Origin of the sequence: Iningainema tapete BLCC-T55 (genome assembly GCF_014698965.1) — a bacterium.
GTDB lineage: Bacteria > Cyanobacteriota > Cyanobacteriia > Cyanobacteriales > Nostocaceae > Iningainema > Iningainema tapete.
This window is the reverse complement of sequence record NZ_JACXAE010000013.1, coordinates 109814-126656: the sequence shown is the minus strand read 5'-3', so window position 1 is coordinate 126656 and position 16843 is coordinate 109814. Positions and strand designations below refer to the sequence as shown.

Sequence of the window (16843 nt, the reverse complement as noted above, 5' to 3'; positions counted from 1 at the left end):
ATGACATCCCCTTTTCTCGGCTTTGAAAATGCCCGAATCACTTTCGACGTTCCCGACGGGACACATACCATTAATGAGGTTGGTAATGTTATTGCCAATACCAAGAACAAAACCATCAGCGCCGTCCTAAAGGAATCAAAAGATTCCGATAAATACATCGAAGAAATTCAGCAATTTGCCGGGGCTGATGGTTACGCGATTCTGCTAGAAGGGTATCTGGTGGAACCTCAAACCTATCCACCAGGGGTGCAGTTTTTGATGGAGGGCGAAGCCGAAATTCAGCTAGTACTGGGCATGACTGAGCCAGGAAGATTTAAGCTGATGCCAGCAGTGCAATCACCTTACGTACATCTGGTGGGCATCGACCTCATCACACCAATCAAGGGTATTTTTAGGAGAAATTAATGTTAAAGACGGGATTTGCGACGATTCGACATATATCAGGCATTAACTTTGAAATGACCATTAACTATAGAAGCCTTGCCTGGTTCAAGATATGCTGCAAAGTTTGGGGAGAAGCGCTGATTCAGAATTGGTGCAGCCCAATCTTTTGGCTGTACATCACACCCAGATTTGCGGTCAGAATAATTCGCCTTGCGCTGGTGGGGTAAATGGCAAATATCAATCTTTCCAGGCTCAACAGCGCTATCAACCAGGCTTTTGATATCGCGGTCGATGCCCAAGCTGAAGCGTTTCAAAATGCTATAGCCGACGATGTGTGGGAGTGGCCGCGCACCACAATACGGCGTAACGGCGATATCGTGGACAGTCCCCGCGACGCCGTGGATCAGGAGGATTTAATCAACTTTCTGGTGATATCCCGCAGCGCCAACTCTGCCCAGTACGAGTGGGAATCCGACCACGCCGCTATCGTACACGATGGCGCAACCACTAAGAGTGGTACGGAATTGCCCGCACGCCCCTGGACAGAGCTAGGGCTAAAAGAGTGTAACGCGGCAGAAATTATGCAGAGGAAGTTAAACCAAATTTTATGATTATCACCGTGTTGGCATTAGTTTTTGTCACGATCGCCAGCTTCTTGATCGCCGTACTTGCGAGTTTAGTTTTAGCCATGAAAATCGCCTACGTCGCCGAGGAGATTCTTGAAGAGGAGGAACGACATGATTGATCCTCTTGTGCTACGAGCCAGCATAAAAATTATTTTGGAAAGTCAAATAGGCACTTATCAGTTTCGCGGCGGCATGACTGAAGCGATCGCCATCCTCCCAGATCCACAACTGGGGTGGCAATATCCAGAACAGGGAACCAAAGTGACAGGACTGGAAGTAGTAATTAAGCAGCCAGTGCCGGAGGTGCAATCAAATATTGGTGGCGATCGCACCAAGGAATATGCCTGGTCCATCCACTTGAAACAGTGGGATACCACCAAGAGTTTGCGACAAGCGGTAGATTTGCTAATTGACAATCTGCCTGGTGAGTACTTTATCGAGCGAGTGAGTATGATGCCTGCCTCTGACAAGCTCCTAACCGTAGAGCAGTGCAAGATTTTTCTCAAAGAGTGGACGACGAATGCAGCTATATAACTTTTTGGTGCAAGTCGCACTAACAATTGTGATTACTTCCTTATGTACCTTTAAACTTGCCTACAGTCCCAACGCAAACGAGCAGGCACTATACGGAGGGATCTTGGCAGCGGTTTTAGCTTAACCCGCTCATGGACTGTTCCCAAGTATAAAAAGCCGGAAAGGGAAACTAGTGATTACCACTGGTGCGACAGCTAGTACCTCAAAGGAAGTTCTGGAAGTTCTTAGGAACGCCAGAAGCGGACACTTACCCGAAGGGAAGTGTCCGTAGTTCACGCTACTGGCTACCGTCTCCCGGTCAACAAAATAGATAGGGGAACTCTGGCTCTGGATAAAACTCCGGAGCAAAAATGTCCAAAACCTTTCAAGTTGGTGCTGGCAATAAGGTGAAGCTATTTGTAGCGCTGCTTCCCCTTGGCGATCGCACAGAGCCAACCGACGTAACAAGTATTACCGCATCAAGCGGACTTACTGCCGCTACAACAAGCATTACAGTTACTGCACTCACAGGCGCGATCGCCGGCGGCACACCCCTAGAATTTGACAATGGCACAGACAAGGTAACAGTTTATCTTGCTAAAGATGCCAAACTGGGCGATACAGAGTTAATCGTCGAGCCGATTGAAACAGCCTTGAGTGGCAGCTCTACAGCCACTTACACCGCTAAATTACGACTATTTGGCGGTACGCAGTTGAACGCCAATATTAACAGCGATAGAGCAGATGTACTAGTCTTTGAAGATGCATTGGGCTACAAGGACGGGGCTATCACGGGGCAATCCTGGGAATTGCCTTGGACTGCCAATCTACTCAGCAGCGACGAAGCTTTTAGGCGCGTAGCGTTCGCCGCTGCTACTGCCGTTTCTGGGCGAGAAGTGTACGTGTGGCAAGAAGATCCACCACCCGCCGGACACGCCAAGGGTGATGGACTCAAGGGTTCATGCGTTGTCATGAATTTTCAAAAGAATTTACAATCCACCGCCATCTGCCAAATCTCCTTCACCTTGATGGGGCAAGGATCTCCCACAATTACCCGTTACTCGCTGACTTAATGTTGAAGGAAAAAGTCTAAGGGAAAAGGTAAAAAGGATGATTGGTATTCTTTCACTTTTTCCTTTTTCCTCCTTCCATTTTCCTTCTTTAAAACGGGAATCATAGTTTTGGGTACCCAATCAAACCACTCAAAAAACATAAAGATTGACGGCATGTCTAAAACATCAGACGCATTGGCTACACAAGACCAACTCATCATTGAATTGGCTAGAGTTATCACCGAAGTAGTTCGCTTAAAGAATGCTAGCGAGACAGAAAAAGATGCAGCGCTAGCGCAGGTTTCTGATCTCCTAAAGGTTGATGAGCTCGATGCCGCAACCGCGCAACAAGCAAACGACAAACTCAGAGAAATGATCAATGTTCTTGCTGCCGCGATCCCCACTGAAACGCCTGCCCCTGAGCCAGCACCCATCGAAGAGCCAGTGCCTGTAGAAGAGCCAGCATAAAGTTAACCTCCTCAACGTAAAATCTGCCGGGTAGAGAATCTCAGGCGCGAGTTTTACGTAAAAGCGGCACTACTAGAGTGCCGCTTTTTCTTTTTGCGTAGATACACACCAATTTGAATCTCACTCGTGTTAGTTCCTTTCTCTAAGCTCCTGCATTAGCTGCCTTGTCACCATACTTTCTATCCTTGTCGTCATCTCCTGAGTTGAAAAGGGGATAGTCGCCAAGTCCGCGCAATCACGCTTGAACTGCTTGATAGCAGCTAGTAAGTTAATCAATGAGGGAACAAAAGATCCTTCAATTAAGCAAAAGTCGTCCGCCAATTCCCAGATCTCGGAGTTAGAAAGCTGATACTGTCGGGTTAATAGCTGTGTCATCTGTCTAAAGGAAGATAAAATTATATATATTATCTCTCAAGGAGGATGCCAAAGTGTGGACGAAGGTTGGTGGAGAATTCATGGGTCAGTATTTGCTGACAATTGAAGGGCAGATCGAGGGGCGAATCACTCAATTTCCAGGTAATGATTTGATTTTTGGCGTTTGTGGCAGGGAGAGCAACCACAAAAGCCGCCATGACTTCGCAACTGTGGACGAAGCGAAGTCGTGGATCGAGGGAGAGCTAAGAACCTTTTATCAGCAAGCCTTGGCGCAACTACTGCGAGTTACGTAATTATACTGAAGTTTACAAGTACAATTATTGCCAAAATTCAACCAGAAGAACCAATTCACAAGCCAGTGGTATTCGCATTGTTCGCGTCCACCTTTTGGAGAGGGTGGATTTTTTATTTGACCGTTGTGTGACTTATGTGAGTCCGGCGTATGATTTTCACTCGCGGACATTATTCTTCTTGATCTTTCTTTTCTTCCAGATCGGGTTCGGTGTTCTCCACTAGACAACTCCAATCAACGTTGTCAACATCAACGGATTCTTGATAACCATCCGCTTTCAAAATTTCTTTGATCAACTCTTCAACCGGGATTTTGCGAATAGCTGCCTCTTGTCGCAAATCCTTGCAAACTTCATCCCAGTTGTCAGCGTTCGACACTCGATCAATCAAAATTGCTTCCGCCATTCTGGTTTTTGAGACTCCTCTGGTGTATCCCCAGAGCGATAAACGAACCTCTTTGACGATTGGGATATTAACTGAGAATCGACGATCGCGGTTTCTTGCCATTTCAGACGGCGGTATTGGTACTTTCTTATAGTACACCTATTAGCATCTTTTGAGCATCCAATAAGTTTATTTTTGCCAAATAAAATGGTAAAACTATAGAAAAGCGCTTTTAGATGCGCCCCCGGTGTGCTACCACCGGACACGACTTCACCGCCAACAGATCACCTCTGAAAGACGGAGCAATACAATCATGCATCAAGAACTACCATTATTTGAAGAACTAGATCCACTAATTTTCTGCCAAGTCTGGGGGCTGACCTACGAGAAGGCGTCTGAGTATTTGTTTGTTAGTTCACGCACACTTTCAGCTTACAGCTGTAAAGCTAAGCTCACACACCGGAACCCTTCACTGAGGGTGAAGGTACTGGCAGCACGGCAGCACAATGACTGGGTAAGAGAAGGGAAGCGACCAAAAAACTTGCCATTACAGTTGCAGGCGATCGCCTAACAATCAACAAAGTTGTCAACTCAGGACATAGACCCACCCCGTATGGTGGGTTTTTAATTGAGATAACGAGGTCAGCGGACAGTCACTGCATGGTCAGCGGACAGTCAAAGTGACTTTTAAAACACTATCACCCGTGTCACTGGCAATACCAGTGCAATGTCACCGGAAAAATTACTAGATGAACAAGGAGTGGAGACAGAAACTTTTTCAAGTGCCATTACAGGAATTCACGCTAAATCCCCTTGGTTTTCCATTGTCGAAGACAAAAGGAGCAGAGATTTTAGGGGTTTGTTTGAGGACTTGGCTGAGGTGGGAATCACTCGCCATGTTGATTCCAGAGTATAAACTCCAACACATTCAACTCAAGAAAAGAGCAGAGGAGGCAGGGGCTGTCGCACCCATCGTTCCTTATCAAGTGTGGTGCTGCGGGCGTATTGGGGAGATTTTCGATTTACTCCCCCACGGATTATCTAAAAAATGGATGGTGCAGGAGTACCTCAAAGCAAACTTTGAAGAGTTTACTCGCGAGGCATATCGCGAGGAACAGGAAAGATTTACGTCATTAATAATGGAGGCAACGAAATGATAGAAAGAGTCGTAAACATCGTCTGGCAAAAAGATCCTTCAGTCGAAGAGGGACGCGACACAAATTCCTGTTTTCGCGTTCAATCTGCTGAACACGAGCAAGAGCTTCTTGCCTCCAACAAATTTATCGTTGAAAGTTCTGTGGCAGAAGCTTCACCCCTGACGTGCAGAATTTCAGATCGACACCACCATGAGCATGGATGCTACTCAGCAGAATAGGGAGGATGCATAGGAAAAATGACCAAATACGTTGTCGCTACACCCACAGGGTTTATCGCGAAAGAAGGCGAAAAAACAACGCTTAACATTAACGAAGCAACCCTTACCCAGTCCGAAGTTGAGCAGAAGACAGAAGGGCTGACAAACTACAAAGTAATAGAGGTAAACAGCAATGACGGATTACAGGCAGAATTCAACAAATAATCAATCCGACGACAAGCCTGATTTTGTGGTCGGAGACGATACGATATCCTTTGACCAAATGGTCGCACTACTCACTACAAAACCGGAAAGATTTAAAGGTACAAACCAATGTTTAGCCGCGAAGAACTATTCGAGTACTTCTCAGATAAATACACCCCAACTCAAATCATCGCTGCCCTACATAAACTGGCGGAAAGCGATAAGGAGTTAAATCCGGAGGCAGAAGAATTTCACACAAGCATCACCGAGCGACTGGATCAAGTGATTAGGATCGTGGAGGATGCGTTTAACGCTCAAAAACAGTTGGGGGAAGGTTCACCTCAGCCCCTTGCCAACGTGCAAAAAATGGCAATCGACATGGCAGCAAAGCAAGCCGTCCATCTCCCCAATCGCGTATTTGAATCGTTGGTGGAAATCCTCGTAGGGGAAGCGATCGCTAACGCCCAAATGCTGGCACAAATCCAGGAATCGGCGCTTAAGCAGGCGTTAGCACAGAAAAGTCAAGAATCACTTGAGAACTTGGGGCAGGATGCGGCGACACGAATTCAGCTTGCAATGCGGCTGGTGAACGACCCTGAAAAACTAGATCGAATACTTGAGGAATTTGGCGTACAGCCGATTGCTGAAACCGAAACTCAGATGCAAGTATTGACTAATACCTGCACAATCGATTTTGACCCCGATGCCTTCTTGGAGGAGGTAGCAGGAGGAAAAAAGTTGGAGGAGATTCCGGAGGAGAAGAGAGCGAGAAAACCCCAGACTTTAGCCGATACCAAAGCTATGGTGAAAGCTTTAGTCAGCCGATCGCTCCATTGACCCCTATGCCGAGCCGTAACAAGTTCTGGCGCAAGAACAAAACGATAATCATCTTCGGCGGATTAATAGCTATTAGCGCCCTTTTCTCAATAGGCGACATGATGGACAAAGGTGCGCGGCTCTCGCAAATGCGTGCCACTATTACGCAAAGCACTTTTGATCAGATGCAGCTTGAGCAAAATGACGAGTTCTCCCAAAAACAAGCTAATATCGCCAATGCTCGGATGCGGCGGGGCTGCATACTAGTTGTCGATGCAACCTCGGCAAAAAACTTGGTGACTCTACCTGAAGGGCAGCCAGTCAAAGATCGAGCGAATAAATCCTACCTACCCGCCGGAGTTACCGTCTGCGGAGCTAATGGGGAAACAGCAGTACTGCGCCGCAATGCGCAGGGTGTACCGGTGATTAGTGAGATTGCCGTAGGCGATCGCGAACTGGTTTACGAAAACCTCAAGCGCATCCGGGGCGCTAAGGTCTATTACAATACTCCCAAAAATTGATATGGTTGACAAAGACAGGCAGCCCCTTGCCTACTACGTTTTTTGGGGCGTGTTTATAGCTATTTGTCTGGGCCTGATATGGTGCGCTTGGCAAAATGTCTTACCCTACCAGGCGGTGGTAAGAAAGATTTTTCGCCTCAGCAATAGACCTACCCAAATCATTCCAATTCTTTGGTTTAGAGTTCAGTTGTCTCTAGCTTGGTTGGTTGGTGCAATTTTCTGGGCGATTTTGCAGGGATTTCAAATAAGTCATTTACTCATCACTCAATCGGAGAAGGCACTTGATTTCTTAATCAAGAAAGCTAACTCCAAGGGAGTTTACCAAATCAGATCTGATGATGCATCTGAACTACGGTTTGCCAAAAAGCGATACAACGCCTTACCTTTAGCAACGCTAACTTACCTCAAGCTCGCCTGCATCGTAGCTTACGTAATCGAATTCTTTGTCAATATTGACACATACCCACTGGTAGACGGCGGTTGGTGGGGAGCAGTACTGGCGATCGCACTTTTTCAATGGGACAGGATTCGCATGGACAACCTAGCGATGGTGTTGCTCACACTGTTCGCGGTTGAAGGGTTGGTATTTGCAGCCATTATGTGTTATCGAATCATCGAAGTTTTTCGAGATAGTGAAGCTTACAAGCTCAAAAGTAAGCAAAGCGGCAACAGTTAAAGGCTCGTGTGCGGTTCAACTCCGCACTGCTGCATTTCCAAACTGCGTATAAGGTGCAACAACGAACGGTGGAGATGACTCGATTTGACCCAACAGGAGGATATAAAGACCCCGAAGAGTGGAGCAAAATAGCTTTTCGGAAGACAACAGACGATGGGTTGCAATTCAAAATTATCGGTGGATTGGTAGTAGCTGGTATGGCAGCAGCTGCTGTCAACCCCGTGACTGGGCTTTTGGTTGCCGTCTGGACAGTTTGGAACAGCTTTTCAAAAGTGAAAGAGATTGGGCGGAGCCAAGCAGCAATCCGCGACTACGGATGCGTAGCTCACATGCTGGACGACAACGAATTCCGGGATTACGTCCGCCAAGTGCGTGCGGAACAGGGGGAAGAGGCGCTTCAAGAGGAGCTTAGATTCGCGGTTGAAAATGGGCTGGAAATTTCAGATACAGCCCTAGATTACCTTGAGATTAACCAATCAAAAAACATGAAAACTGATTCATATACGCTTCAAAATAATATTTACGTCCCCAAAACCTTGACGCAATCTTCGGATCACAAGGTAGACAACTCAATTAATATTATTGACTGCATAACGAACCGGATTGGGAACCTAATACTAATTGGCACACCAGGAAGTGGTAAGGGAATGCTGCTAGCAAATGCAATCCGAGCAGCCAAGAGTAAGCACCCTGATTTAAAGATATTCGTAATCGACCCCAAAGCCGACCCCCAAGAATCTGGGTACTTTGATGGTGCTGCTGATGTAGTGAAGCGGTTTCCTTGTGAACGCGCCCATCCAGAAGACGTGGCGGATTGGTTGGAGAAGTGCTTCAACGAATACTACGAGTACCACGCGGTACACAAACGAGTGCTGCTGATCCTAGATGAAGGTACGCTAGCTGGCTCTAAAGCCAAGGAAGCTAAGTCATCAGTAGTGAAAAATACTGTTTTATCCTTGGCGAGTGCGGGTGACAGCCAGGGAAAAAATATTTGGATAACTTCTCTCTCTCCCTTCATAGGGGATTTGGGAATTAATCTGAATGCTTCAAGTCAACTCACGGCGATCGCAATCCTCAAAGACGTGGGGGTATTGAAACAGTGGAGTCGCGCTTCGGTAATTGAAAAAGCTGAAGCTCCCCAACTACAAGCTTTAATTGATGAATCTCCCTGTCAGCGTGCTGTTTACTACGGCGGTACTGGGAAGTGGTACGCGATGCCGACACTACACAACTACAGTGCCTTTGATCGCGACAACCGTAAACCAGCAGGTGATGCTCTATCTTCACGAGAGCGTCAATCATTGCGAGCAGCGACTGCAGTCAAAGGTCAATCAGATCTGATGATCGAAAAACTGGGGGCGACTAAGATGCGATCGCTCACCCAATTCATAACCGAAGAATTGGGCATAACAGACAATACGAAAGCGGTAGCAGTGCAAGAAGGAATTTTGAAGCTACTTCGTGACTCTTCACGTAAGGACTTACTCAAAAAATTCGGGCTTGATGGCACCTGACTAAATCCATATGCTGTAAGATACGCAGCTAACTGGAAAGAAACTTCTCGTGCTGCAAGACACGCAACGGATGGTCTTTGTTGTTTCCCAGAATGCTCCAAAAAAGCTACCGCGTGTCATCATGCCATGTACAGCGATTCCGAGGGCGCTATTGCTGGGCGCGAAGTACCGGGCATCCACGTTTTTCCTTTGTGCGATCGCCACCACAAGATAGCCCACCTCAAGCGGTATTGGCGCAAAGGTAGAACACCTCCGCCGACACTTGATAGCCGAAATACTCCAGAATTTTATGAAACGCTGCAACAGGGGTGGAGAGAGAAAATAAAGTGAAGTTATCAAAACATGCAAAACACGCCATTCTTGAAATTACCTTCTCGCTTTCAATCCTGAGTGGATGTGGTTGTTTCGCTGGCTTGTCAGCGGTCGATGTCAGTCCACACAAATTATTTTCCCTTCACAGCCACCAACTCAAGCGTGTACTGATTTATGGCAGTATTTCCGTTGGTGGTGGACTGCTTCTGGCTGGCGCTGGATCGGAATCATTCAGGCAGGTAAAAAAACTTTATGAAGAGGAATTGGGATGGGGTGAACAAATATCTGTTTATTCTAGGTGCTTGAAATGCAAATACTTCTCCAATAACTCCCTGCTACCGTGCGCGGTGCATCCGGAACTGAAGGAGGATTGCGGTGATTGGGTAGCACGGTAGCTACAGCACCCCTATGGAAAATTTTCACTCTTGGTATTGTATTATGTACATAAAAATTCACGTTCAATTAATTAGTGCAAAGTTAGTGCAGTTTTTTTAGCATTTTTTTCAAACCATTGCGCTACAATACTTTCAAATGGTGGTTTACTGCCTTACAAGCAGGATGTCACTGGTTCGAGTCCAGTACTACCCATGAATAAGAAGCCTTATTTATGGAAAATTTTCGACAAAGGGCGGTATTACCCAATGTGGTGATGAAGTCTTGTCAAGTATTTGATAGATAATAAAATAATACCCTATATTAGGTAAGTTTATGACCGATCTTTACGGAGGAAAAGACCCTAGAGACATCCCAACTTATTCCATTATTGAAGCTGCTCATTATTTACGTATTCCCAGAAACACGATTCGCTCATGGACGATGGGGCGAAATTATCCAACCGCTCAAGGATTGAGCTTGTTTAATCCCCTTATTCAAATTAGTAATTACACTTTGCGTACAGCCAAAGGCAATCGCAAACCACGACTGCTTTCGTTTACCAATCTAATAGAAGTTCACGTTCTTAGAGCAATTCGCAAGCACCATAATATTCAGCTAGACAAGGTGCGATCTGCGCTCAACTTTATTGAGGAGGAGTTTAAGGTATCTCATCCCCTGGCGCGGGAGAGATTTCGTACTGATGGAGTTGATTTGTTCATTGAGCGATACGGCTCCCTCATTAATGCCTCAAAAAGCGGACAACAAAAGCTGAAAGATTCTTTCAATGCTCATCTTGAACGAATTGAACCCGACGACACGGGGCTAGCGATTAAACTTTATCCCTTTACTCGACCTGATGAGGAACACAACCCTCGCATCGTCGTTATCGATCCCAGAATTGCCTTTGGTCGCATTGTTATTGCAGGAACAGGAATTGCTACTGATGTATTGGTAGAGCGATATAAAGCTGGTGATTCAATTGACGATCTCGCTTACGATTACGAAATAGATAGCTTAAAAATTGAAGAAGCTATTCGCTACGAGATGGTTGCTGCATGAGCCAATTGGAGTCAACTGTCTTTTTCGTAGATAGATGCTTGGGTACGAAGCGTATCGTAGAAGCACTTCGCAACGCAGGTATTACAGTTGAAGTTCATGATGACCACTTTCCGAAGGATGCGGAAGACGTGAACTGGCTGCCAGAGGTTGGTAAAAAGGGTTGGGTAGTTTTGACCAAAGACGCCAGAATCGGTAAACACGCTTCTGAAAGAATTGCTGTTACAAGCGCGAAAATCAAAATGTTTGTACTAGCCTCCCAAAACTTATCAGCAGACTTGATGATTGAAGCTTTTCTGATAGCGATTGTATCCGTACAGGAGCTTGTTCGGATACATCTTCAATCAATATGATTCCGTAGCTTAAGAATGCGCCTGCGCAGGCAGGCTTTGTCTGTGTAGCTGCACCCTTCACGGTGTCAGCGATAAATATATAATGGAGATTAGCAGACTCGAACTGCTGACATCCTGCTTGCAAAGCAGGCGCTCTACCAACTGAGCTAAACCCCCAAAGTTAACTTTGCTTCTTAATAAAGATAGTAACACATAAAGTTTAATTTTTCAAGGAGATGAGGAAAAAAATGACACAGGTTGTTGCTGCACTATATAAATTTGTCAGACTACCAGATTTTGAAAAGAAACAACAGCCCCTACTATCTTTATGTGAAGCCCAAGGCGTGAAAGGAACGATTCTACTTGCACCTGAAGGCATTAACGGTACGATCGCAGGTTCGCGTCAAGCGGTAGACTGTGTTCTGTCTTTTCTCCGCACCGATCCTAATTTGGCAGACTTGGAACACAAAGAGTCTTCTGCTGACTCACCACCATTTAACCGGATGAAGGTGCGGTTGAAAAAAGAAATTGTCACTATCGGTGTACCCGAAGTCAACCCTAATGAAAAAGTTGGCACTTATGTAAATCCCCAAGATTGGAACGCTATTATCAGCGATCCGGAAGTAACAGTGATTGACACCCGTAATGATTATGAAGTGCATATCGGCTCTTTTCAAGGAGCGCAAAATCCTCACACTAGCTCCTTCCGCGAATTTCCCGAATATGTTCGCAACCACCTAGATCCAACTAAGCACAAAAAGGTTGCTTTATTTTGTACTGGTGGTATTCGCTGTGAAAAAGCTTCATCTCTCATGATATCCCAAGGATTTGAAGAGGTTTATCATCTCAAAGGCGGGATTCTCAAATATTTAGAGGAAGTGCCAGAATCTGAAAGTCTCTGGGAAGGTGAGTGTTTTGTTTTCGATCAACGCATTGCCGTGCGTCATGGTTTAGAATTAGGCACACATGACATGTGTCCGAATTGTGGACATCCGATTTCTGAAGCTGATAAAACCGCACCGCAGTATGTGTCAGGTATTTCCTGTCCCTACTGTTTTGAAAAATAGACATTTCCACTAAATGAATTATGCGTTACCCAAAAATCTTTGTAGAGACGCGAAATTTCGCGTCTCTACATAATTCTCATAATCAAGCCAATTTTTCAAGATTTTTTCACAGCCAACGTCAATCCATCAGCGATCGCCACTAAACTAAGTGCAATGCGCGTATCTTGATGCAGCTTCTGATTAAATGCACGCATTCTATTAGTTCTATTGTCTTGCACCAAGGGGTCAGCAACTCGCCCTGACCACAAAACGTTATCAATCGCAATCAACCCACCCGGACGTACAAGTTGTAGTACAAGTTCGTAGTAGTGATCGTAGTTGCGCTTGTCAGCATCGATGAAAGCAAAATCAAAAGTATTTGCCTCTCCTGCTTGGAGCAACCAATTTAAAGTCTCCAATGCAGGCGCAATATGCAAATCAATTTTATCTGCCACACCTGCGAGGGACCAATAGCGACGAGCGATCGCTGTATACTCTTCACTAATATCACAAGCAACCACCTTACCCGATGGTGGCAAAGCCAACGCCACTACCAGAGAGCTATACCCTGTAAACACCCCAATATCAAGAGTTTTCTTCGCCTCAATTAACTGTACCAGTAACGCCATAAATTGCCCTTGCTCTGGAGCAATCTGCATTCTACTCATTTGAAGCAGCTCCGTTTCCTGCCTAAGTTGAGTCAAAATTTCCGGTTCTCGTAAAGAAACCGACAGTAGATAGTCATAAAAGTGTTGCTCCAATCCCAAAGTTTGCTTTGTCATTAAAAAAGTAAATTTACGTAATATATTTATTAATATCAGTATTAATCATTAGCTAATTTTTTGAATAAATAAAAAAATCAACATCTTTTCATTCTTACCAAGAGTTATCTTTACCATTTTAATTGCGAAAAAAGTTATCACTAAAACAGTAGTGCGCAATAAACAAAATGGTTCTCTCAAAAATATTTATCTCTTTTTTAACTTCTATTGTCCTGCTAACTATATCAAATACCGCAATGGCTGATTCGTTAGTAAGTAACGGTTCAGGAGGTGCCAATTACAGCTACGAACTCTGGCAAACCACAGATAATAATCGTTACTATCTAAAAATCTGGACAAGTAAATCCTATGGGCAAGGAGAACCATCGCGGATTACCCACAGTTTTGAATCTAGTCGAGAGGCACTGGATTATTTTGATTGTCATTACGGTGATAAAACTTTGCCAGTTTGTCTTAAGTAATCATAGCAAATTTTACAACTACCATAAACAGGAGAACGCGCTACACAGCCTTTTCTCCTATTTATTCTGGTGGTTCTCTGCTTCCCTCAAGTTTAAATCTGGGGCTATGCGTTTTCTTAAATAAGTGAACAAAATATAAATAAACCGCCAAGACGCCAAGAGCGCCAAGGAAAGAAAGAGAGGGTTTTTACAAATGATTTAGGATTGCTCGCGATACAAATTTTTGTAAAAAGCAATAAATCTTGATTTCAGCTAATTAGCTGAAAATGACGGATCTAATTCAAATAATCAATATTTTCCATCTTCAGTCATATTCAATTCCTGCCCATAAATCAGTAAACTAAAATACAATCTAAAATTGCACATTACAGTAATGTCGGGGAGGGGAACATGAGTCGTCCAATCATCCTTGGTATAGTCGGGGACAGCGCCGCCGGAAAAACAACACTAACGAAGGGGATTGCTCAGGTACTAGGACCTGAAAATGTAACAGTAATCTGTACAGACGATTACCATAGGTACGATCGCCAACAAAGAGCAGAGATTGGCATCACAGCCCTTCATCCCGACTGCAACTATTTAGATATCATGCAGCAGCACCTGTCACAGCTACGGATAGGGCAGCCAATCCTCAAGCCAGTATACAGCCACAAAACTGGTACATTTGAGCCACCAGTATATATCAAGCCGAGTAAATTTGTGATTGTAGAGGGATTGCTAGGATATTCAACTCGGATTGCACGCGACTCCTACGACGTTAAAGTGTACCTTGCACCGCCCGAATCGCTACGGGCAAAATGGAAAGTGAAGCGGGACACGCAAAAGCGAGGGTATTCAGAAGAACAGGTGCTAGAAGAACTCAAGAAACGTGAACCAGATTCGGAACAATTCATTCGTCCGCAAAGACAATGGTCCGATATAGTAATAAGTTTTTATCCTCAAAGTGACGAGGAAGAGGAAGCTAATGGACACCTGAACGTCCGTCTGGTTCTACGTCCCACTATTCCCCATCCAGAATTTACTCAAATTATCAGTTCAGGTAATGGTAATTTTGAGTCAGCAATTAGGTTGGGATTAGATCGGGATATGGGTAAACCAGTTGATGTGTTAGAAGTTGATGGTCATGCGACTCTAGAACAGGTGAATAAGCTAGAGCAAATTATCTGTTCCGATATGCCTTACTTAAAGAATATATGCGATCGCGAAAGCAACCCTGAGTTAGGCAAAGTTGCTGGTACAACCGGGGAAACACTCCAAAGTTATCCCCTTGCCCTTACCCAGCTTTTGATTACCTACCATATGCTTAAAGCAACTCACACTTTACAAACAAATGTGTGAAAATTTAATAAAAATTAAATAAAGAATCTTTGCAGTATAGGTTTTGAGAATTGACTGGGGATAACTAAGGATAGGTTCACCTATTAATGATATTCCGACAGTTTTTCTATGACTTATTCCCTGAGAATTGCCGATATACCCATAACTGAGCGTCCACGAGAACGCTTACTAACATATGGTTCCAAAGTTTTAGCTACCGCTGAGTTAATTGCAATTCTACTAGCCACCGGTCAAGGACACGGAAAACTCTCGGCGGTGGGTTTGGGACAATACTTGTTGCAGGAATTAGGAAAAAACCAACGCGAACCTTTGGTAGTTTTGCGAGACGTTAGTGCTGCTGAATTGATGCAAATTCCAGGAATTGGTCCAGCAAAGGCGACAACTATCCTAGCGGCGATTGAATTAGGCAAACGAGCATTTCAAACCCGTCCGGGCGATCGTACCTTAATTGATAGTCCAGCCGCAGCGGCTGCTGCTCTGAGCCAAGATCTAATGTGGCAAAACCAAGAACGTTTCGCTGTGGTGTTGTTGGATGTAAAGAATCGCTTGTTGGGGACACAAGTAATTACAATTGGCACTGCGACAGAAACCTTAGCACCTCCCCGCGAGATTTTTCGAGAAGTAATTCGTCAAGGAGCAACACGATTAATAGTAGCACACAACCACCCTTCTGGAAACTTAGAACCCAGCAATGAAGATATCGAATTAACTCGGCAATTGTTAACAGGATCGCAGTATCTCGGCATTCCTCTACTAGATCATCTCATTTTAGGCGACGGCAATCACCAAAGCCTACGGGAAATTACAACTCTGTGGGAAGAGCATCCGCAAGGGGATTGAGAATTAAGAACCCCCCTAACCCCGCGATAAGTTGGGGGGAATAAAGCCTCCCTTTGGTAAGGGGGGTTGGGGGGATCTCCCTTGAACTGAACAAAGCTTACGCCAAATGTATTGGGATTAATGTAGAACTATTACTGTGTGTTAACAATGCAAACGAGAGAAACGCAACCATGACAACCATTCAAACAACCGTGGTTCTTGCCATGACGGCTGACGGAAAAATTAGTGCTGTAGATCCAAAAGCAGAGCGCGATTCCGATCCAGCCGATCAAGCACACCTGGAATATCAAGTGTCTTTAGCCGATTTAATCTTGGTGGGAGCCGGGACGATTCGAGTTGAAGGATTAACCTATACAATTCGCAATGAAGAGCTATTAGCAGCGCGTAATGTTCGGGGGCAGTCTCCTCAACCAATTACCTGTGTTGTCACGCGATCGCTCGAATTACCACCCGACTTACCTTTTTTCCAGCAAGACGTTGAGCGATGGATATTTACAACCAGCGCTGGTAGGGAACGCAGTTCTGATGCAACGGCACTGCAAAAACAAGCTAACGTAATTGAACTGGGCGATACAAACTTAGACTGGAATCGAGCTTACACCATAATGGCAGAGCGGGGTATCCACAAAGTCGTTGCCTTGGGTGGTGGCTCTTTAACAGCTGCTTTAGTAGAAGCGAGGCGAATTGACGATTGGTGGTTAACGATTTGGCCTGTTATTTATGGCGGAAAGCAAGCACCTACCCCAGTGGAGGGAGAAGGTTTTATTCCCAAGGAAGCTCCTCACCTCCAACTTATCGAAACTCGTCAGGTGGGAAGTGAGTTGTTTTTGCACTATCAAACAATCAAGTAGATGATTTAATTCAACGCATAAAAAGGGGTTGCCTACTACCGGGATGATTCTTGTGGGGCTGGCATCCTGCCTGAAAAGCGAAAATTCAAGCGACGGGTAGGATAGCCCATCCCACAAGATCGCAAATAAGTTCTGTTTTAAAAGCTGGTATGCTTTTTGAGCTTGTGCCAAAAATTAGTACCCTTTATCTTTGCTCAAAGCTCTGTTGGCATCGCACGAGTGTGTTCGCTCAAAAGTTGGTTTTCTTCTTCTGTCAAGCGCAGTTTCTCCCA

The 16843-nt window shown here is 45.0% G+C and carries 30 protein-coding genes and 2 tRNA genes; 27 read left to right on the top strand and 5 right to left on the bottom strand.

The window, feature by feature from the left end; all coding sequences use genetic code 11:
- Positions 1-405: a hypothetical protein gene (locus tag ICL16_RS03135; RefSeq protein WP_190825434.1), complete on the top strand. Its 405-nt coding sequence runs from the start codon at positions 1-3 to the stop codon at positions 403-405.
- A 35-nt stretch (positions 406-440) separates the two neighbouring features.
- On the opposite strand, the gene ICL16_RS45245 is transcribed toward ICL16_RS03135, so the two are convergent.
- Positions 441-698 carry a hypothetical protein gene (locus ICL16_RS45245; protein WP_238360573.1) on the bottom strand — a complete coding sequence of 86 codons (258 nt, stop codon included), beginning with the start codon at positions 696-698 and terminating at the stop codon, positions 441-443.
- A 114-nt stretch (positions 699-812) separates the two neighbouring features.
- On the opposite strand from ICL16_RS45245, the gene ICL16_RS45240 reads away from it, so the two are divergent.
- The 6 genes from ICL16_RS45240 to ICL16_RS03105 all read left to right on the top strand — a co-directional run bounded on the left by ICL16_RS45240 (position 813) and on the right by ICL16_RS03105 (position 3043).
- Positions 813-995 carry a hypothetical protein gene (locus tag ICL16_RS45240; protein ID WP_238360572.1) on the top strand — a complete coding sequence of 61 codons (183 nt, stop codon included), beginning with the start codon at positions 813-815 and terminating at the stop codon, positions 993-995.
- Positions 992-1129: a hypothetical protein gene (locus ICL16_RS03125; RefSeq protein ID WP_190825432.1), complete on the top strand. Its 138-nt coding sequence runs from the start codon at positions 992-994 to the stop codon at positions 1127-1129. The genes ICL16_RS45240 and ICL16_RS03125 overlap by 4 nt, the downstream gene beginning before the upstream one ends.
- Entirely contained in the window at positions 1122-1544 is a 423-nt protein-coding gene (locus ICL16_RS03120; protein ID WP_190825431.1) for a hypothetical protein, read from the top strand. The genes ICL16_RS03125 and ICL16_RS03120 overlap by 8 nt, the downstream gene beginning before the upstream one ends.
- Positions 1531-1668 carry a hypothetical protein gene (locus ICL16_RS03115; RefSeq protein WP_190825430.1) on the top strand — a complete coding sequence of 46 codons (138 nt, stop codon included), beginning with the start codon at positions 1531-1533 and terminating at the stop codon, positions 1666-1668. The genes ICL16_RS03120 and ICL16_RS03115 overlap by 14 nt, the downstream gene beginning before the upstream one ends.
- A gap of 226 nt (positions 1669-1894) precedes the next feature.
- Complete coding sequence (locus tag ICL16_RS03110) at positions 1895-2596, top strand: hypothetical protein (protein WP_190825429.1); 702 nt, start codon at positions 1895-1897, stop codon at positions 2594-2596.
- 108 nt (positions 2597-2704) lie between these two features.
- Positions 2705-3043 carry a hypothetical protein gene (locus ICL16_RS03105; protein ID WP_238360571.1) on the top strand — a complete coding sequence of 113 codons (339 nt, stop codon included), beginning with the start codon at positions 2705-2707 and terminating at the stop codon, positions 3041-3043.
- Between the two features lie 129 nt (positions 3044-3172).
- Here ICL16_RS03105 and ICL16_RS03100 read toward each other — a convergent pair whose 3' ends face one another.
- The gene (locus ICL16_RS03100) at positions 3173-3418 is read right to left on the bottom strand and encodes a hypothetical protein (RefSeq protein WP_190825427.1); all 246 of its coding nucleotides are present in this window, start codon (positions 3416-3418) and stop codon (positions 3173-3175) included.
- A gap of 53 nt (positions 3419-3471) precedes the next feature.
- On the opposite strand from ICL16_RS03100, the gene ICL16_RS03095 reads away from it, so the two are divergent.
- Positions 3472-3711 carry a hypothetical protein gene (locus tag ICL16_RS03095; protein WP_190825426.1) on the top strand — a complete coding sequence of 80 codons (240 nt, stop codon included), beginning with the start codon at positions 3472-3474 and terminating at the stop codon, positions 3709-3711.
- Between the two features lie 169 nt (positions 3712-3880).
- Here the strand turns inward: ICL16_RS03095 and ICL16_RS03090 are convergent, their stop codons facing one another.
- Positions 3881-4252, bottom strand: coding sequence for a hypothetical protein (locus tag ICL16_RS03090; protein WP_190825425.1), 372 nt, complete (start codon positions 4250-4252; stop codon positions 3881-3883).
- 154 nt (positions 4253-4406) lie between these two features.
- Between ICL16_RS03090 and ICL16_RS03085 the strand changes: the two genes are divergently transcribed.
- The 14 genes from ICL16_RS03085 (at position 4407) to ICL16_RS03020 (ending at position 11274) form a co-directional block, all read left to right on the top strand.
- On the top strand, positions 4407-4664 hold the full coding sequence (locus ICL16_RS03085) for a hypothetical protein (RefSeq protein WP_190825424.1): 258 nt from the start codon (positions 4407-4409) through the stop codon (positions 4662-4664).
- A 156-nt stretch (positions 4665-4820) separates the two neighbouring features.
- The gene (locus ICL16_RS03080; RefSeq protein WP_190825423.1) at positions 4821-5009 is read left to right on the top strand and encodes a hypothetical protein; all 189 of its coding nucleotides are present in this window, start codon (positions 4821-4823) and stop codon (positions 5007-5009) included.
- Complete coding sequence (locus ICL16_RS03075; RefSeq protein ID WP_190825422.1) at positions 4990-5250, top strand: hypothetical protein; 261 nt, start codon at positions 4990-4992, stop codon at positions 5248-5250. Before ICL16_RS03080 ends, ICL16_RS03075 begins: the two co-directional genes overlap by 20 nt.
- Positions 5247-5468, top strand: coding sequence for a hypothetical protein (locus ICL16_RS03070; protein WP_190825421.1), 222 nt, complete (start codon positions 5247-5249; stop codon positions 5466-5468). Before ICL16_RS03075 ends, ICL16_RS03070 begins: the two co-directional genes overlap by 4 nt.
- An 18-nt stretch (positions 5469-5486) precedes the next feature.
- Positions 5487-5672: a hypothetical protein gene (locus ICL16_RS03065; protein ID WP_190825420.1), complete on the top strand. Its 186-nt coding sequence runs from the start codon at positions 5487-5489 to the stop codon at positions 5670-5672.
- Between the two features lie 108 nt (positions 5673-5780).
- Positions 5781-6488 (top strand): hypothetical protein, encoded by a 708-nt coding sequence (locus tag ICL16_RS03060; RefSeq protein ID WP_190825419.1) that lies wholly within the window; start codon positions 5781-5783, stop codon positions 6486-6488.
- 5 nt (positions 6489-6493) lie between these two features.
- The gene (locus ICL16_RS03055) at positions 6494-6988 is read left to right on the top strand and encodes a hypothetical protein (RefSeq protein WP_190825418.1); all 495 of its coding nucleotides are present in this window, start codon (positions 6494-6496) and stop codon (positions 6986-6988) included.
- 1 nt (position 6989) lies between these two features.
- A complete protein-coding gene (locus ICL16_RS03050) occupies positions 6990-7664 on the top strand; it encodes a hypothetical protein (RefSeq protein WP_190825417.1) in 675 nt (224 codons plus the stop codon).
- 74 nt (positions 7665-7738) lie between these two features.
- Positions 7739-9178 carry a hypothetical protein gene (locus ICL16_RS03045; protein WP_238360570.1) on the top strand — a complete coding sequence of 480 codons (1440 nt, stop codon included), beginning with the start codon at positions 7739-7741 and terminating at the stop codon, positions 9176-9178.
- A gap of 126 nt (positions 9179-9304) precedes the next feature.
- Entirely contained in the window at positions 9305-9508 is a 204-nt protein-coding gene (locus tag ICL16_RS03040; RefSeq protein WP_190825415.1) for a hypothetical protein, read from the top strand.
- Positions 9505-9885 carry a hypothetical protein gene (locus ICL16_RS03035; RefSeq protein ID WP_190825414.1) on the top strand — a complete coding sequence of 127 codons (381 nt, stop codon included), beginning with the start codon at positions 9505-9507 and terminating at the stop codon, positions 9883-9885. The genes ICL16_RS03040 and ICL16_RS03035 overlap by 4 nt, the downstream gene beginning before the upstream one ends.
- A 130-nt stretch (positions 9886-10015) precedes the next feature.
- A tRNA-Val gene (locus ICL16_RS03030) sits at positions 10016-10078 on the top strand.
- A 120-nt stretch (positions 10079-10198) separates the two neighbouring features.
- Positions 10199-10924 (top strand): DUF433 domain-containing protein, encoded by a 726-nt coding sequence (locus tag ICL16_RS03025; protein WP_190825413.1) that lies wholly within the window; start codon positions 10199-10201, stop codon positions 10922-10924.
- Positions 10921-11274, top strand: coding sequence for a PIN-like domain-containing protein (locus tag ICL16_RS03020; RefSeq protein ID WP_190825412.1), 354 nt, complete (start codon positions 10921-10923; stop codon positions 11272-11274). The genes ICL16_RS03025 and ICL16_RS03020 overlap by 4 nt, the downstream gene beginning before the upstream one ends.
- Positions 11275-11357: 83 nt before the next feature.
- Here the strand turns inward: ICL16_RS03020 and ICL16_RS03015 are convergent.
- Positions 11358-11430, bottom strand: a tRNA-Ala gene (locus ICL16_RS03015).
- 71 nt (positions 11431-11501) lie between these two features.
- On the opposite strand from ICL16_RS03015, the gene trhO reads away from it, so the two are divergent.
- Complete coding sequence (gene trhO / locus ICL16_RS03010; protein WP_190825411.1) at positions 11502-12320, top strand: oxygen-dependent tRNA uridine(34) hydroxylase TrhO; 819 nt, start codon at positions 11502-11504, stop codon at positions 12318-12320.
- 95 nt (positions 12321-12415) lie between these two features.
- Here trhO and ICL16_RS03005 read toward each other — a convergent pair whose 3' ends face one another.
- On the bottom strand, positions 12416-13081 hold the full coding sequence (locus tag ICL16_RS03005) for a class I SAM-dependent methyltransferase (RefSeq protein ID WP_190825410.1): 666 nt from the start codon (positions 13079-13081) through the stop codon (positions 12416-12418).
- 236 nt (positions 13082-13317) lie between these two features.
- Here ICL16_RS03005 and ICL16_RS03000 point away from each other — a divergent pair, with 236 nt between their 5' ends.
- The 4 genes from ICL16_RS03000 (at position 13318) to ICL16_RS02985 (ending at position 16571) form a co-directional block, all read left to right on the top strand.
- Positions 13318-13542, top strand: a complete 225-nt coding sequence (locus ICL16_RS03000) for a hypothetical protein (RefSeq protein WP_238360569.1) — start codon at positions 13318-13320, stop codon at positions 13540-13542.
- A gap of 390 nt (positions 13543-13932) precedes the next feature.
- Positions 13933-14880 (top strand): phosphoribulokinase, encoded by a 948-nt coding sequence (locus ICL16_RS02995; RefSeq protein ID WP_190825408.1) that lies wholly within the window; start codon positions 13933-13935, stop codon positions 14878-14880.
- Positions 14881-14988: 108 nt separating this feature from the next.
- Complete coding sequence (gene radC, locus ICL16_RS02990; protein WP_190825407.1) at positions 14989-15720, top strand: RadC family protein; 732 nt, start codon at positions 14989-14991, stop codon at positions 15718-15720.
- Between the two features lie 170 nt (positions 15721-15890).
- Positions 15891-16571 (top strand): RibD family protein, encoded by a 681-nt coding sequence (locus ICL16_RS02985; protein WP_190825406.1) that lies wholly within the window; start codon positions 15891-15893, stop codon positions 16569-16571.
- The last annotated feature ends 272 nt before the right edge of the window (positions 16572-16843 follow it).

Excerpts from the sequence above, each read along its gene's own strand:
- ICL16_RS03135 (WP_190825434.1), top strand. The coding sequence starts at position 1 with ATGACATCCCCTTTTCTCGGCTTTGAAAATGCCCGAATCACTTTCGAC.
- ICL16_RS03125 (WP_190825432.1), top strand. The coding sequence starts at position 992 with ATGATTATCACCGTGTTGGCATTAGTTTTTGTCACGATCGCCAGCTTC.
- ICL16_RS03120 (WP_190825431.1), top strand. The coding sequence starts at position 1,122 with ATGATTGATCCTCTTGTGCTACGAGCCAGCATAAAAATTATTTTGGAA.
- ICL16_RS03115 (WP_190825430.1), top strand. The coding sequence starts at position 1,531 with ATGCAGCTATATAACTTTTTGGTGCAAGTCGCACTAACAATTGTGATT.
- ICL16_RS03110 (WP_190825429.1), top strand. The coding sequence starts at position 1,895 with ATGTCCAAAACCTTTCAAGTTGGTGCTGGCAATAAGGTGAAGCTATTT.
- ICL16_RS03100 (WP_190825427.1), bottom strand. The coding sequence starts at position 3,418 with ATGACACAGCTATTAACCCGACAGTATCAGCTTTCTAACTCCGAGATC.
- ICL16_RS03085 (WP_190825424.1), top strand. The coding sequence starts at position 4,407 with ATGCATCAAGAACTACCATTATTTGAAGAACTAGATCCACTAATTTTC.
- ICL16_RS03080 (WP_190825423.1), top strand. The coding sequence starts at position 4,821 with ATGTCACCGGAAAAATTACTAGATGAACAAGGAGTGGAGACAGAAACT.
- ICL16_RS03075 (WP_190825422.1), top strand. The coding sequence starts at position 4,990 with ATGTTGATTCCAGAGTATAAACTCCAACACATTCAACTCAAGAAAAGA.
- ICL16_RS03070 (WP_190825421.1), top strand. The coding sequence starts at position 5,247 with ATGATAGAAAGAGTCGTAAACATCGTCTGGCAAAAAGATCCTTCAGTC.
- ICL16_RS03065 (WP_190825420.1), top strand. The coding sequence starts at position 5,487 with ATGACCAAATACGTTGTCGCTACACCCACAGGGTTTATCGCGAAAGAA.
- ICL16_RS03060 (WP_190825419.1), top strand. The coding sequence starts at position 5,781 with ATGTTTAGCCGCGAAGAACTATTCGAGTACTTCTCAGATAAATACACC.
- ICL16_RS03055 (WP_190825418.1), top strand. The coding sequence starts at position 6,494 with ATGCCGAGCCGTAACAAGTTCTGGCGCAAGAACAAAACGATAATCATC.
- ICL16_RS03050 (WP_190825417.1), top strand. The coding sequence starts at position 6,990 with ATGGTTGACAAAGACAGGCAGCCCCTTGCCTACTACGTTTTTTGGGGC.
- ICL16_RS03045 (WP_238360570.1), top strand. The coding sequence starts at position 7,739 with ATGACTCGATTTGACCCAACAGGAGGATATAAAGACCCCGAAGAGTGG.
- ICL16_RS03040 (WP_190825415.1), top strand. The coding sequence starts at position 9,305 with ATGTACAGCGATTCCGAGGGCGCTATTGCTGGGCGCGAAGTACCGGGC.
- ICL16_RS03025 (WP_190825413.1), top strand. The coding sequence starts at position 10,199 with ATGACCGATCTTTACGGAGGAAAAGACCCTAGAGACATCCCAACTTAT.
- ICL16_RS03020 (WP_190825412.1), top strand. The coding sequence starts at position 10,921 with ATGAGCCAATTGGAGTCAACTGTCTTTTTCGTAGATAGATGCTTGGGT.
- trhO (WP_190825411.1), top strand. The coding sequence starts at position 11,502 with ATGACACAGGTTGTTGCTGCACTATATAAATTTGTCAGACTACCAGAT.
- ICL16_RS03005 (WP_190825410.1), bottom strand. The coding sequence starts at position 13,081 with ATGACAAAGCAAACTTTGGGATTGGAGCAACACTTTTATGACTATCTA.
- ICL16_RS03000 (WP_238360569.1), top strand. The coding sequence starts at position 13,318 with ATGGCTGATTCGTTAGTAAGTAACGGTTCAGGAGGTGCCAATTACAGC.
- ICL16_RS02995 (WP_190825408.1), top strand. The coding sequence starts at position 13,933 with ATGAGTCGTCCAATCATCCTTGGTATAGTCGGGGACAGCGCCGCCGGA.
- radC (WP_190825407.1), top strand. The coding sequence starts at position 14,989 with ATGACTTATTCCCTGAGAATTGCCGATATACCCATAACTGAGCGTCCA.
- ICL16_RS02985 (WP_190825406.1), top strand. The coding sequence starts at position 15,891 with ATGACAACCATTCAAACAACCGTGGTTCTTGCCATGACGGCTGACGGA.